The sequence below is a fragment of the Butyrivibrio sp. MB2005 genome (assembly GCF_000424285.1).
Lineage (GTDB): Bacteria > Bacillota > Clostridia > Lachnospirales > Lachnospiraceae > Butyrivibrio.
Genome location: NZ_AUJP01000015.1, coordinates 55,265 through 70,555 on the forward strand (window position 1 = coordinate 55,265; position 15,291 = coordinate 70,555).

13 protein-coding genes are annotated in these 15,291 nt (G+C 36.7%); 7 read left to right on the forward strand and 6 right to left on the reverse strand.

The annotated features are described in order from the left end of the window. Positions 1 to 5: 5 nt before the first annotated feature. From mnmE to rpmH, 6 genes are all read right to left on the reverse strand, one after another. Complete coding sequence (gene mnmE / locus G610_RS0108935; RefSeq protein ID WP_026524504.1) at positions 6 to 1,403, reverse strand: tRNA uridine-5-carboxymethylaminomethyl(34) synthesis GTPase MnmE; 1,398 nt, start codon at positions 1,401 to 1,403, stop codon at positions 6 to 8. A gap of 116 nt (positions 1,404 to 1,519) precedes the next feature. Further along, a complete protein-coding gene (jag, locus tag G610_RS0108940) occupies positions 1,520 to 2,314 on the reverse strand; it encodes an RNA-binding cell elongation regulator Jag/EloR (protein WP_026524505.1) in 795 nt (264 codons plus the stop codon). Further along, positions 2,314 to 3,621 carry a YidC/Oxa1 family membrane protein insertase gene (locus G610_RS0108945; protein ID WP_051197887.1) on the reverse strand — a complete coding sequence of 436 codons (1,308 nt, stop codon included), beginning with the start codon at positions 3,619 to 3,621 and terminating at the stop codon, positions 2,314 to 2,316. Before G610_RS0108945 ends, jag begins: the two co-directional genes overlap by 1 nt. A gap of 16 nt (positions 3,622 to 3,637) precedes the next feature. Next, positions 3,638 to 3,847, reverse strand: coding sequence for a membrane protein insertion efficiency factor YidD (yidD, locus tag G610_RS22660; protein WP_081667333.1), 210 nt, complete (start codon positions 3,845 to 3,847; stop codon positions 3,638 to 3,640). Further along, positions 3,819 to 4,196, reverse strand: coding sequence for a ribonuclease P protein component (gene rnpA, locus G610_RS20320; RefSeq protein WP_051197888.1), 378 nt, complete (start codon positions 4,194 to 4,196; stop codon positions 3,819 to 3,821). The genes yidD and rnpA overlap by 29 nt, the downstream gene beginning before the upstream one ends. Positions 4,197 to 4,293: 97 nt before the next feature. Next, the gene (rpmH, locus tag G610_RS0108955) at positions 4,294 to 4,428 is read right to left on the reverse strand and encodes a 50S ribosomal protein L34 (RefSeq protein WP_026495447.1); all 135 of its coding nucleotides are present in this window, start codon (positions 4,426 to 4,428) and stop codon (positions 4,294 to 4,296) included. Between the two features lie 496 nt (positions 4,429 to 4,924). Here rpmH and dnaA point away from each other — a divergent pair, with 496 nt between their 5' ends. From dnaA to G610_RS0108990, 7 genes are all read left to right on the forward strand, one after another. Then, positions 4,925 to 6,316 (forward strand): chromosomal replication initiator protein DnaA, encoded by a 1,392-nt coding sequence (gene dnaA, locus G610_RS0108960; RefSeq protein ID WP_026524507.1) that lies wholly within the window; start codon positions 4,925 to 4,927, stop codon positions 6,314 to 6,316. A gap of 280 nt (positions 6,317 to 6,596) precedes the next feature. Further along, complete coding sequence (dnaN, locus tag G610_RS0108965; RefSeq protein ID WP_026524508.1) at positions 6,597 to 7,706, forward strand: DNA polymerase III subunit beta; 1,110 nt, start codon at positions 6,597 to 6,599, stop codon at positions 7,704 to 7,706. Between the two features lie 11 nt (positions 7,707 to 7,717). After that, positions 7,718 to 7,933, forward strand: a complete 216-nt coding sequence (locus tag G610_RS0108970; protein ID WP_026524509.1) for an RNA-binding S4 domain-containing protein — start codon at positions 7,718 to 7,720, stop codon at positions 7,931 to 7,933. Next, complete coding sequence (gene recF / locus G610_RS0108975; RefSeq protein ID WP_026524510.1) at positions 7,930 to 9,036, forward strand: DNA replication/repair protein RecF; 1,107 nt, start codon at positions 7,930 to 7,932, stop codon at positions 9,034 to 9,036. Before G610_RS0108970 ends, recF begins: the two co-directional genes overlap by 4 nt. A gap of 10 nt (positions 9,037 to 9,046) precedes the next feature. Further along, positions 9,047 to 10,984, forward strand: coding sequence for a DNA topoisomerase (ATP-hydrolyzing) subunit B (gene gyrB / locus G610_RS0108980; protein WP_026524511.1), 1,938 nt, complete (start codon positions 9,047 to 9,049; stop codon positions 10,982 to 10,984). A 175-nt stretch (positions 10,985 to 11,159) separates the two neighbouring features. Further along, positions 11,160 to 13,697: a DNA gyrase subunit A gene (gyrA, locus tag G610_RS20325; protein ID WP_051197903.1), complete on the forward strand. Its 2,538-nt coding sequence runs from the start codon at positions 11,160 to 11,162 to the stop codon at positions 13,695 to 13,697. Further along, positions 13,697 to 15,145 (forward strand): GGDEF domain-containing protein, encoded by a 1,449-nt coding sequence (locus tag G610_RS0108990; protein ID WP_026524512.1) that lies wholly within the window; start codon positions 13,697 to 13,699, stop codon positions 15,143 to 15,145. The genes gyrA and G610_RS0108990 overlap by 1 nt, the downstream gene beginning before the upstream one ends. Positions 15,146 to 15,291 lie beyond the last annotated feature (146 nt).

Consider the following 15,291-nt stretch of genomic DNA (forward strand, 5'->3'; position numbering starts at 1 on the left):
ATCTCCTATTTACCCATACAGAACTTTGAGAAAATCTCATCAATAAGATCTTCATCAACTTCCTGTCCAATTATTTCTCCAAGAAAAGCATAAGCATTCATAAGATCGATTGAATAAAAATCTTCAGACATTCCATCTTCAATACTGGAATTTACTTTTTCAAGACTTGCCTTTGTATTTATCAAAGATTCCTTTTGTCTTAGGTTGGTAATATATACTTCTTCTCTTGGAAGAATGTTTCCACTTAAAAACATAACAGATATTATTTTTTCAAGTTCTTCTATTCCAGTTCTGTCTATCATAGAAGTCTTAATTACTTCAATATCATCACCATACATTTTGTGTATGGATTCTTCAGTGATACTAATACTGTCACTGATGTCATTTTTATTAAGTAAAACAATCACATGGTTGTTTTGAATAATTTTTTTTATTCTCTCATCATCTGACAATTCATCATCAGTGGAATCTATGATATATAAAATCAGATCAGCAGTTTCAGCAGACTTAACAGCCTTTTCCACACCTATCTGTTCAATCTTATCTTCCGTATCTCTTATTCCGGCAGTATCAATTACATGAAGAACAATATCACCCAGTTTTATATTTTCTTCGATAATGTCTCTTGTAGTTCCTTCGATATCAGTAACTATTGCTCTCTCTTCACCGGCAAGCATATTTAAGAGAGAAGATTTTCCTGCATTTGGTTTTCCAATGATTACAGTTTTTATTCCTTCTTTTCTGATGATACCTTCATCGGAATTTTTAATTAGCTTATTTATTTTCTCAAGCCACTTTTTATTCTTTTCAGAAAGCTTTTCATCAAAACCTGTGAGATCATAATTTTCAGGATCATCTATTGCAGATTCTATGAAAGCCATCTCATAGAGAATCTCTTTTCTGAGTTCATCTATCTGTTTAAAAAGTTCACCACCAAGTTGAAGCTCAGAGTTTTTCATGGAAAACTCATTTTGTGAATGGATTAGATCCATTACAGCTTCTGCTCTTGTTAAATCAATTCTTCCATTGAGAAAAGCTCTTTTTGTAAACTCACCGGGCTCAGCAAGTCTGCATCCATTTTTTATAAGGAGCTTTAAAATGGTTTCCATAATAAGTCTTCCGCCATGGGAATTTATTTCAACCACATCTTCTTTGGTATAACTCCTTGGAGCCTTCATGACAGATATCATAACTTCATCGATTTTGTTTTCATCTTCATCGCATACAAATCCATAATGAATAGTATGAGAATCAAAATCTTTTAAAGAATGATTTCCTTTAGCATCAATATACAATTTGTCAGCCTGCTCTATGGCCATTGGTCCACTTATTCTGATGATACCGATTCCGGCATCTATCATTGCAGTAGCTATAGCACAGATTGTGTCTTCTTTAAAATACATATCATTCCTCTGAAAATGAAAACAAAATTTGTATGGCAACTCTTTTATCTAAAAGAAAATCTACTACTTCCTTTTAGATAAAAAAGCTGCCGCATTAAATGCGACAGCCCCATTAATTATTTCTTCAGTGTAACTACAACTCTTCTGAAAGGTTCTTCGCCTTCACTATGAGTAGTAACATACTTATCACCCTGTAGAGCTGAATGTATAATTCTTCTCTCATAAGGATTCATAGGTTCAAGTGAAACTGATTGCCTGTTTTTACGAACCTTATAAGCAATATTTTTTGCAAGATTCTCAAGTGTGGCTTTTCTGCGAGTTCTGTAATTCTCTGTATCAACCTTAACATGAATGTAATCTTCACTGTCTCTGTTAACAACAAGAGAAATCAGATACTGGATAGAGTCAAGAGTCTGTCCTCTCTTACCGATAAGAACTCCCATCTCATCTCCTGATAAATCAACTTCGAGAATCTTATCTGTCTCGTTGTATTTAGCATCTACATTTACTTCCATCTTCATAGCGCCAAATACATTTGATGCAAATTCCTTTGCTTTGTTTATGAATTCATGATCATAAACATAAGAAGCAGGCTTTTCTTCCTGAACTTCTTCCTTAACTTCAACTGCCTTTTCAGGCTTGTTGTTTTTCTTCTTTTCAGAATTATGATTCTTCTCAGCCTTAGGCTCCTTTGTAACCTTCTCTTCTACAGGAGTCTCTTCAACATCGCTCTTTTCTTCAGACTTAACCTTTGCCTTAATGATAGCAGGCTTTACATTAAATCCAAATAAACCGATTGAAGGCTGCTGGATTACTTCATAGTCAAGATTGTCGCTTGTAACGGATAACTGAATGCAAGCATCTGTAATACAATCATCAACTGTCTTAGCTGATATTTCAATGTATTCCATTACTCTTCCCCCTTGTTGTTTTTCTGATCAAATTCCTTAACCATATTAGCTCTTGCAAGAAGACTGTTCTTATTAGCTTTTCCGGAAGCATAGATATCACTTGCCTTCTTAATCTTCTCATCCTTTTCAGCCTGAGAGATTTTTGATGAAGTTGATGCAGACATATTTCTTGTATTCATGTTTGCATATCTGTTCATCTGAGGAGTAGCCTTCATTGCTTCAAGCTTCTTATTGTACTTCTCGATGTTCTTCTCAATCTGAGCATCAATATCCATCTTATCGATGTGCTTATTGATAACGATCTGCTGAATAGTTCTTACTACTGCATTGGCAATCCAATAAATACCCATACCTGCAGGGAATGTAAATGTAAAGAACAATGACATTATAGGCATCATCATATTCATGGTCTTCATTGAGTTAGCCATCTGAGCTGCCTGATCGTTAGGGTCATTCGATGTATTTGCTGCCTGAGGCATAAGCTGAATGCTTACCCACTGAGTAAAAGCAGAAAGTGCAGGAATGATAATTGCACCTATAAGTAAAAGGAATTGCTTTTCAGAGAAAGCAGTTTTTACCATAAAAATAGGTGAATCAGCAATATTAAGACCAAGGAAATTATTGAATCTGTTAAGAAGATCATGGGTCTGATTTACATAACTTGAAAGATCTCCGAAATGATCTAACAGATTATTCCAGTCTGTTGTTGATGCCTTATTAAGTACATCAATGAAAGTATTTTCAATGTATTCAACATTACCTGATGTAAAAGAATCATTTGAAAACTGTCTTGAAAACTGAGAAGCGCTTGATAATGTCTGTAAGAAATCACTTGCTCCTGCAGTCTCGCGAAGCTTTGAAACTAAAGGATAAAAAGCATCCTTAACCTGTGCTACATAAGCAGGCATAGAATAAATAACACGATAAAGTGCTATAAGGATAGGAAACTGAATAAGCATCTGAACACAGCTTCCTGTCTGTGATACACCATACTTAGCATAAAGAGCTTTTATCTCTTCCTGCTGAGCAAGCATTGAATCGTTATCTTTTTTACCCTTGTACTTATCCTGGATAACCTTAAGTTCAGGACTAAGTCTGCTTTGAAGCTTAGAAAATTTCTGCTGTTTATAAGTTAAAGGTAACAACAGGAAATTTACTATGATAGTAAATAAAATAATAGCAAGACCGATATTGGGAATACCAATTTTATTAAGGGCCATGAAAATCCAGTTCATAATATGGCCAAGTAACCATGCTACTGGTCCTACGATCTTACCCTGGTATTGTGTAAGTGCAATTAAATTCAAAATTCATCCTCCGTTGTTACGGTACAGGATCATAACCCCCGCTTGAAAAAGGATTACATCTTAGTATTCTCCATAAAGCTAAGATGCTTCCTTTTATAGCTCCGTATTTTTCTATTGCTTCCAGTCCGTATTGCGAACATGTCGGTATATACGGACATTTTGTTCTCTTTAAGGGAGAAACATATTTCTGATAAAATTTAATCAGATATATCAGTATTTTCTTCATAATTCACCTCATCATTTTTCCTTAGATGAGACTTTCCTGCCAGATATAAGAATGACTTCTCGATTTCAAAGAAACCTGCATCCTTAGCACGGCTTCTGGCAACGACTACTATATCTAAACCACTATTAAATATATTTTCGTGTAGTCTGTAAGATTCACGAACAAGTCTTGCAAACCTGTGCCTTACAACACTGTTCCCAACTTTTTTACTTGCTGAAATACCAAGTCTGTTTATTTTAAGACCATTTTCTCTGACATAAACAACAATATTTTTATCTACATAGCTTTTACCGGTCTTATAAACAACATGAAAATCAGCTGTCTTTTTAAGTGACTCTGTTTTGATCATTCGTTAATTCCAAATTGAAACTTTATATAATATATAAAGAAATACGCGAACATGCATAAGAGCACATTCGCGCAAAAGACCACAGTATGTGGCCCTATTATGCAGATATTCTCTTTCTACCCTTAAGTCTTCTGGCAGCAAGTACCTTTCTGCCTCCCTTAGTTGCCATTCTTGCTCTAAAGCCGTGAACACGAGCTCTCTGAAGCTTATGCGGCTGATAAGTTCTCTTCATAGTCGAAATACACCTCCTTCTTTAATTTGTATGCTAAATTGCATGCAATAAAATTACTGTCTAATCAGAAAAAATCGATGTTATTATAGTAAAAATAAGAATTTTAGTCAAGCACAAAAAGAAATGTGGATAACTCGCAATTTTTTTCACAAAAATTTCTTCCAAGATATAGTATCGAAACAAGTTATCCACAACAAAATGTTGATTTTGTGGATAACTTGTTATTATCTGTAAATTTAAAAATTTTATCCACATATTGTGGATAGATTGTGGAAAACATGTTTGCTTAATGTTAATAATTAATTAGAAAATTCAGTATTTATGCGGGTTTGATTCGGTGAATTAATATTTTAAACTTTTCCACTTTTTCCTCTCACATATTAAATGATAATTTTTTTTTCAATATTTTAAAAAAAGTTATCCACAAAATGTACTTGTTTGATATTTATACCCCTATACGCTAAAATATTTCATAAATTCGCATTGGGAGAAATATATGGAAAAGGATACTGAAATTACACAAAAACTACACGAAAACTGGGAAGTTTTAAAGGATGAAGTCAGGGGAGATCTTGATATGACTACAATTTCCTTTGACACCTGGGTTAAACCACTTTCTTTTTACAGTTATGAGAATGGAGTTGCTACTATAATAATACCTTTTGATGACAGCAACGCTCTTAACTATATAGAAAAGAAATATCTTAAATTCTTCATTGTAAGAATATCTGAATTCTTGGATAAGAATGTTGAAGTAAAATTTGTATTAGAAAAAGATATTATTAATAATGAAGAAACTCCTTCAAAAAAATCTGATGAGCATGAAAACAGTCTCAATAACTATGAGTTTTCTAATCTTAATCCAAAATACAGATTTGATACTTATGTCGTAGGTGGAAATAACAGATTTGCTCATAACGCATCACTGGCTGTAGCTGAATCTCCGGGAGAAGCCTACAATCCTCTTTTCTTATATGGAGGACCTGGACTTGGTAAGACTCACCTTATGCATGCCATCGGTCATTTCATAATAGAGAATAATCCCGGATCCAAGGTACTTTACGTTACTTCTGAACAGTTTACAAACGAAGTTATCGAATCTATCAGAAGTGGTAAAGCTGAGGCCATGAGCAGACTAAGAGATAAATATCGTACTGTGGATGTTCTTATGGTCGATGATGTTCAGTTTATTATAGGAAAGGAAAGTACTCAGGAAGAGTTTTTCCACACCTTTAATGTCCTTCATCAGTCAGGAAAACAGATCATTCTTTCATCAGATAAGCCTCCGAAGGAAATGGAAACCCTTGAAGAGAGATTCCGTTCAAGATTCGAGATGGGTCTTATCTCTGATATTCAGGCTCCTGACTATGAGACCAGGATGGCTATCTTGAAAAAGAATGCCGAGAATAATGCTCAGACTATAGATGATGAAGTATTTGAATATATAGCTACTAATATTAAGTCTAACATCAGAGAGCTGGAAGGTGCTTACAACAAGATCATCGCTTTCTCAAGACTTAAGGGAATGGCTACTATTACAATAGATGATGCCAAGGAAGCTCTTAAGGATATCATTTATCCCGATGTTTCCAAGGTAATAACAATTCCTCTTATTATAAGTACAGTTTGCGAACAGTATGGAATCAAGCAGGATGACATCACATCCAAGAAAAGAAATAAAGAAATCGTACTTCCCAGACAGATAATCATGTATCTTTGCAGGGAATATACAGATGCTCCTCTTGAAGAGATTGGAAGAGCCCTCGGTAAAAAGGATCACACCACCGTAATGAGCGGCATAAACAAAATAAAGGATCTCCTTGTTGGAGACAATGATGTATCAAGAACAATAGACATAATTAATAAGAAGCTTAACCCCGGAACATAATGTGGATAAATTTGTTTATAAACAGTTTATAAAATGTTTATAAATTAGTTTTGGGAGTGGAAAACTTTTTTATGGTCTTAAATCGCAAAATTTGCCTTGTGGTTAAATCTAAAGTTTGTAACATTAAATTTTTATTTATCAACTATTAAAAATTTGTAAAAAAGGCAGATAAATTGTATAATGAATAAGGATTTCCACAAATCAACAGCTATTATTATCTATATTATTAAATAATAATTAATTTATATATATTATTGGTTTTCGAAGGGAGCTTTTAGCAATGAAATTTGTTTGTTCAAAATCGAATCTTGTTTCAGGATTACAGATTGTATCCAAAGCTGTTCCTAACAAGACGACGATGTCTATACTTGAATGTATTCTTATTGATGCAACTGAAGGAGTTATTAAATTCATTGCTAACGATATGGAACTTGGAATACAGACAGAAGTAGAAGGAAATATATTAGAGAGAGGTTTTATTGCAATTGATGCAAAGATCTTCTTTGATATTATCCGTAAGCTTCCTGATAATGATGTAACTGTAGAAGCTGATGCATCAAGAAAAGTAACAATCAGTTGTGAAAAAGCAAAGTTCAGCATCATTGGAAGAAATGCAGATGATTTCACGTATCTTCCCAGCATTGAGAAAATAGACGGAATAAGTGTTTCACAGTACACTCTTAAGAATGTAATACAGCAGACAATCTTTTCAATCGCAGAAAATGATACAAATAAAATGATGAGCGGTGAGCTCTTTGAAATCAATCAGGATACACTTAAGCTTGTATCCCTTGATGGTCACCGTATCTCCATCAGAAAAGTAAAACTTCAGAATTCTTACTCACCTAAAAAGGTAGTAGTTCCCGGAAAGACATTATCTGATATCAGTAAGATAATCACAGACAGTACTGAGAACAATGTAGATATTTACTTCACTGACAAACATATTCTTTTTGAGTTTGATAAGACAATTGTTGTATCAAGACTTCTTGAAGGTGAGTATTTCAACATTGATCAGATGCTTTCAAGTGACTATGAGACAAAAATGACCATCTCCAGGAGAGAGATGATAGACTGTATCGACAGAGCTACTCTCCTTGTAAAGGAAGGTGACAAGAAGCCTGTTATTATTTCCATCAGTGATGAAAAGATGGAGCTTAAGATCAACTCTACCATCGGAAGTATGGATGAGGAAATAGATATTGAAAAGCAGGGAAAAGATATAATTATCGGATTCAATCCCAAGTTCCTGCTTGATGCACTTCGTGCAATTGAAGATGAGAGCATTGATATTTATATGGTTAATCCTAAAGCTCCCTGCTTTATCAGAGATAAGGATTCAACCTATATTTACCTTGTTCTTCCTATCAACTTTACAACAGTAAGCTAAAGAGAGAATAGATGATTAAGATAAGTTTAAGAGAAGGCGAAGAATTCATAAAATTAGGACAGGCTTTGAAAAAAGCAGGTCTTGAGGAATCCGGCGTCGATGCCAAGATGGATATTCAGGATGGTCTTGTAAAAGTAAACGGAGAAACAGATACAAGACGCGGACGCAAGCTCTATGAGGGTGATGTAGTCGAATTCAGAGATGAACAGGTACAGATAACAAAATGATAATAAAGTCATTAGAACTTGCAGATTTCAGAAATTATGAAAATCTGAAAATAGAATTTAGCAGCGGTACCAATATTTTGTATGGTGATAATGCTCAGGGTAAAACAAATATCCTTGAAGCAATTTACATGGCTGCTACTACAAAATCTCATAAGAGCAGCAAAGATAAAGAGATTATTTCTTTTGGAAAAGATGAAGGTCATATAAGGACCATCATTGAAAGAGATGGTGCAGAGTACAGAGTTGACATGCATCTTCGAAAAAGTAAATCCAAAGGAATAGCCATAGACGGACAGAAAATAAAAAAAGCTTCTGACCTTGTCGGAAGATGTAATGTAGTATTTTTCTCACCAGAAGATTTGAGTATCATAAAAGATGGTCCGGTTGAAAGACGCAGATTCATGGACATGGAGCTCTGTCAACTGGATCAAATTTATTTAGAGAATCTATCTAAATATACCAAACTCATTACTGAAAGAAATAAGGTTCTCAAAGACATTTTTGAACATCCTGAAACCAAGGTTTTACTTGATGTACAGGATGCTCAGATTATTGAATACGGATCTGTAATTATAAAATCCAGAGAAAAATTCATAAAAGAGCTATGTGAAATAATAGGACCCATCCATCAAAAGTTAACCGGTGGAAGGGAAAACCTGAATATTTATTATGAGCCCAATGTAACCGTCGCTGATTTTGAGAAAAAACTCAGAGAATCAAGACAAAAGGACATATACCTTAAACAGACTACAGTTGGACCTCATAAGGATGACTTTTCATTCAATGTAAAAAGCGAAAATCTTACAAACAAAGATGAAATAGATATCAGAAAATACGGATCCCAGGGACAACAAAGAACTGCTTCTCTCTCACTTAAGTTATCTGAGATTGAAATTGTTAAAAAGTCCAAGAAAGAAAATCCTGTTCTGCTTCTTGATGATGTTTTATCAGAGCTTGACAGTAACAGACAGAATTATCTTTTAAATACAATTGGTGATATTCAGACAATCATTACCTGTACAGGTCTTGATGAGTTTGTAAATAACAGATTTGAAATAGATAAAGTTTTCAGAGTAGTAAACGGAACAATTCCGGAAGACTAAAGGGGATAAAATGAGTAACGAACAAAACAACTATGGTGCCGATCAAATACAGATTTTGGAAGGACTCGAAGCTGTTCGTAAAAGACCCGGTATGTATATCGGTACAACAGCCAGCAGAGGTCTCCACCATCTGGTTTATGAGATTGTTGATAACTCAGTAGATGAAGCACTTGCAGGATTTTGTGATCACATAGAAGTAAATATAAATGCAGATAATACCATCACTGTTATGGATAACGGACGTGGTATTCCTGTTGATGTTAACCACAAATCAGGACTTACCGGTGTTGAGGTTGTATTTACTATTCTCCATGCCGGCGGAAAGTTTGGCGGTGGCGGCTACAAGGTATCAGGTGGTCTTCACGGAGTAGGTGCTTCTGTTGTTAATGCCCTTTCTGAATGGCTTGAAGTTCAGGTTGTTCGCGGCGGCAAAATCTATCAGCAGCGCTATGAAAGAGGTAAGGTACTCTACCCTCTTAAGGAAGTTGGAACAACAGATAAAGTAACTTCCGGAACAAAGGTTTCATTTAAGCCTGATGCTCAGATTTTTAAAGAGACAACTATTTTTGAATATGACATTCTTAAGAAGCGCCTCAGAGAAATGGCATTCCTTACAAAGGGACTTAAGATAACTCTCAGAGATTACAGAGTTGCCGAGGGAGAAGAAATTATTGAACAGCATTTCCACTATGAAGGCGGAATCAAAGAATTTGTTCAATACCTCAATAAGAGTAAGAATACTCTTTATGATCAGATAATGTACTTTGAAGGAAATAAAAACAACGTCCAGGTTGAAGTATCACTTCAGCACAACGATTCCTTCAACGAAAGCACATATACTTTTGTTAATAACATCAATACACCTGAAGGTGGTACACACCTTGAGGGATTTAAGGCTGCTCTTACAAAGACATTTAATGACTATGCAAGAGAAAACAAAATGCTTAAGGACAACGAGGAGAACCTCACCGGTGATGATATAAGAGAAGGTCTTACATCCATCATCAGTGTAAAGATTGAGGATCCTCAGTTTGAAGGACAGACTAAGCAAAAGCTTGGTAACAGTGAAGCTAGAGGCGCTGTAAACAGTATCGTTTCAGAGCAGCTTACATACTTCCTTGAGCAGAATCCCCAGGTTGCAAAGGTTATTCTTGAAAAAGCTATCCTTGCTCAGCATGCAAGAGATGCAGCAAGAAAAGCAAGAGACTTAACACGTAGAAAGTCAGCTCTTGACGGAATGGGACTTCCAGGAAAGCTTGCAGACTGTTCCGATAAGGATCCTAAGAACTGCGAGATTTTCATAGTTGAGGGAGATTCCGCGGGCGGCTCAGCAAAAACAGCCAGATCCCGTGCGACCCAGGCTATTCTTCCACTTAGAGGAAAAATCCTTAACGTTGAAAAGGCAAGAAGAGACAGAATATACGACAATGCTGAAATCAGAGCAATGATCACAGCATTCGGCACAGGTATCCATGAAGATTTCGATATTGAAAAGCTTCGCTATGACAAGATCATTATCATGACCGATGCCGACGTAGACGGTGCTCACATCGCAACATTGATGCTGACCTTCCTTTACAGATTCATGCCTGAGCTTATCAAAACTGGTCATGTATATCTTGCTCAGCCACCGCTCTATAAGCTTGAGAAGAATAAGAAGGTCTGGTATGCCTACAGTGATGAAGAATTAAATAAGATTCTTAGTGATGTGGGTCGTGATCAGAACAATAAGATTCAGAGATATAAGGGACTTGGTGAGATGGATCCCGAGCAGCTTTGGGAGACAACAATGGATCCCGAGAGACGTATTCTTCTCCGTGTAAACGTTGATGAAGAAGCTGAATCAGATGTTGATGTTACATTCACAACACTTATGGGCGATAAGGTAGAACCCAGACGTGAGTTTATAGAGAAAAACGCAAAGTTTGTTAAGAATCTTGATATATAATATTGGCCTTTCATTTTATATTTTATGAAAAGGCGTCAGCGTAGCTGACGGATAAGGATAAAAAATGGCGGATAACAATAACAACAACAATAATCAGAATGGCGAAGAGTTAGCTGATGACGCATTTGATCAGGTAACCACTGACAGAATCAAGGAAGTTGACCTTCAGAAAACCATGGAGTCTGACTACATAGACTATGCCATGAGTGTAATCGCATCCCGTGCTCTTCCTGATGTCAGAGACGGACTTAAGCCGGTTCAGAGAAGAATTCTCTATTCAATGATAGAGCTGAATAACGGTCCCGATAAGCCGCATCGTAAGTGTGCCCGTATCGTCGGTGATACAATGGGTAAATTCCACCCCCACGGTGACAGCTCGATTTACGGATCTTTAGTAAATATGGCTCAGCCCTGGTCCATGAGATACTGTCTTGTTGACGGACATGGTAACTTCGGATCTGTGGACGGTGACGGCGCAGCTGCCATGCGATACACAGAGGCAAGACTTACCAAAATCTCAATGGAGATGACAGCTGATATCAACAAGGATACCGTTGATTTTGCTCCCAACTTTGATGAGACTGAAAAAGAGCCCGTTGTACTTCCCGCAAGATTTCCTAACCTTCTTGTAAACGGAACAACAGGTATTGCAGTCGGAATGGCTACAAACATTCCACCTCACAATCTTCGCGAGGTAATCGCTGCTGTTGTTAAGATGATCGACAACAGAGTAAATGAAGACAGAGAAACAGATATAGAGGAACTTCTTCCCATCGTAAAAGCACCCGATTTTCCTACAGGTGGTATCATCCTTGGAACAAGAGGTGCTGAGGAAGCCTACAGAACAGGTAGAGGTAAGGTTGTAGTTCGCGCCGTAACTGATATCGAGACTATGCCCAACGGCAAGAGCAGAATCATTGTTACAGAGCTTCCCTACATGGTTAATAAGGCAAACCTTATCACCAAGATTGCCGAATATGTAAAGCTTAAGAAACTTGACGGTATCACTGCACTTAGAGATGAGTCAGACCGTGAAGGTATGAGAATTGTTATTGAGCTTAGACATGATGTAAATGCAAATGTAATGCTGAACCGTCTGTATAAGCATACACAGCTTCAGGATTCATTTGGAATTATCATGCTTTCACTTGTAAATAATGAGCCCAAAGTTCTTGGACTTGTTGACATGCTTCACCACTACATCGTTCACCAGGAAGATGTAGTTACAAGACGAACTCAGTACGACCTTAACAAGGCTGAAGAGAGAAATCACATAGTTGAAGGCTTACTTATCGCCCTCGACAATATTGATGAAGTAATAAGAATAATCCGCGGAAGTGCAACTGTTCAGATAGCAAAAGAACAGTTGATGGAGAGATTCGGATTATCAGATGCTCAGGCCCAGGCTATCGTAGACATGCGTCTTCGTACTCTCACAGGTTTGGAGAGAGATAAGCTTGAGCAGGAGCATGCAGAACTCCTAAAGAAAATTGAAGAGTTAAAGCTCATCCTTTCCGACAAGAAAGTACTTCTTGGAGTAATCAAAAAAGAAATCTCTGAGATATCCGATAAATACGGCGATGATCGTAAGACCCAGATCGGTCATGACGATTCAGAGATTGATATTGAAGATATGATACCTAATGTAAACACAGTCATTGCCATGACAAATGTTGGTTACATTAAGAGAATGTCTATCGACAATTTCAGAGCTCAGAACAGAGGCGGTAAGGGAATAAAAGGAATATCCACAATCGAGAATGATTATGTGGAAGATCTTCTTATGACCACAACCCACAACTACATAATGTTCTTTACAAATAAGGGAAGAGCTTACAGATTAAAGGCTTACCAGATTCCGGAAGCTTCAAGAACATCCAGAGGAACAGCAATTGTAAATCTTTTGCAGCTCTCTCCTGATGAAAAGATCACTGCTACTATCCCGATTAAGGAATATACCGATGAAAAGAATCTTTTCATGGTAACCAGAAAGGGAACAGTTAAGAAGACTCCCATCATGGAATTTGCAAATGTAAGAAAGAACGGTCTTACAGCAATTAACCTTGATGATGATGATGAGCTTATTGAAGTAAAAACTACAAAAGCAGATTCAGAGATATTCCTTGTAACAAAGAACGGAATGTGTATCCGCTTCAAAGAAACTGATGTAAGACCTACAGGAAGAACATCAATGGGTGTTCGAGGCATAATGCTCGGTGATCAGGATGATGTAATCGGAATGCAGCTCAATACTCAGGGAGATTCACTTCTTATCGTTTCTGAAAAAGGCTATGGTAAGAGAACAGAACTCCAGGAATTCCACATTCAGAACCGTGGCGGTAAGGGCGTTAAGTGCTATAAGATTACAGAAAAGACCGGAAACGTAATCGGTGTTAAGGCCGTTAACGGTGAGCACGAAATAATGATGATTACTGACAGTGGTATCATTATCCAGCTTCGAATGGAAGAAATCACCGTTCACGGAAGAGTAACATCAGGCGTTAAGATGATAAACCTTGATAAGGGTGTATCAGTAGTAGCTATTGCAAAAGTCAGAGAAAAGATTTCTAATGGAGATGAGGAATTCGAGGATATCGAGGACGCTATGGAGGATATCCCGGAAGAAGTAATTTCCGAAGAAGACTTAGATTCAGATGATTTTGATGAAACTGATGATTCTGACGACACAGAAGTTACAGGTGAAGACGAATAATGAGAATAGGCTTACTTATTTCCGAGTTTAATGACAAAAAAGAATGTGATATTTGTCTTGGTGCTGACAGAGCAGCCAGGGACCTTGGTGCTGAGCTGATCATTTTCCCGGGAAAGTATATCGTAACTGATAAGACTTTCGATAAGGAGGATCCATATCTTTATCAGCACCAGGCTGTCTATGACTACAGCATTGATGCGGACTTTGACGGATTCATTGTGGATATTGATAAGATTGGGCATAAGGCTGCCATCCTCAAAAAGGAAGCATTCCTTAAGCAATTTGGCAAAAAGCCCCTTATCACTGTCACAGAGACAGAAGGCTTTGAGTGCGTAGCTTCAGACAAGGATACAAGTGATATAGAACTTGGATATCTTGCAGTAGAGCAGATTTTAGGCAAAATAACAGGAAATAACGTAAAAGCCAGAAGAAGTGAAATCGAAGATTTCACAGTAGATAAATACAGAGAGACCATCAAAAAGATATCAGAAGTATCTGACATAATTATACATAATAAATGCAACGACGATTTTGAAATCGGTGCATTGAAATTTATAAAGTCAGGTATTGAAAACTATGAGATGTATATACTTGAAGAGCCTGTTGAATACTCTCTGAAAAAGGGATGGAAAGTTCCTAAGCTTTGCAAGAAGCTGTTCTCAATACATGATGGTAAACCTGACAGTACTGTCAATTCTAAGGATATGAAAATATCCGAAGTTTTCAATGAAACAGGCATCAGCGGTACAAAGGTTATAAGAAATTTCTTCTACGAAAGAAATCAGCTTGGATTTTTCATCATTGATTTTACAGATGATCTAAGAGTTGGATACTATGATGATATCCTTACTAATTGCGTTGTTGCAGGAAGCAGGAACGGATATCTCGAGAACCGCTTAAACAATGCTGAGAGGGAACTTGCAGAATGCCAGGAAGAAATTGCAAGAGACGGATCTGTTCTGGATCATATCGGAGATAAGGATTACCTTACTGACCTTCCAAACAGACGAGGATTCTTTGCTAAAGCTTATGATCTTCTCAAGGAGCATTTCCGCGAAGGAACCTATGCGGTTGTAGCATATATCGACATGGATTCTCTTAAGAATATTAATGCTATTCATGGTCATGATGAAGGTGATCATGCGGTTATCAGAGTAGCTCAGATACTTAATGAAGTATTTGGTGATAAGAGTGTCTGCGGAAGAATTCGCGGTGATGAGTTTGCTGTTCTTCAGGTTACTGAAGAAGAGGATAAAGCTGAGATTCTCAGAATAGAGATGGCAAGACAAAATAACAAGCTTCTCATGGATAATACCAAGTACCTTAATCACCTCATTTATTCAATCTGTGAATTTGACTATGAAGAGAGTCTTTCTCTTAGAGAAATGCTTAAAGAAACAGATGATAATCTTAAGAATATGAGAAGAATGGAAACACTTAATAAGTAATTACCAAAATGGCTATGTGAAAACGTAGCCATTTTCTGCATATATTAAGACTAAACTCTAAAATGCCGATAAATAGAGTAGAGATATAATGCAGAAATAAAAAACATTGTAAAAAAGCACATTATCAAGTATCATTTGATTAACAA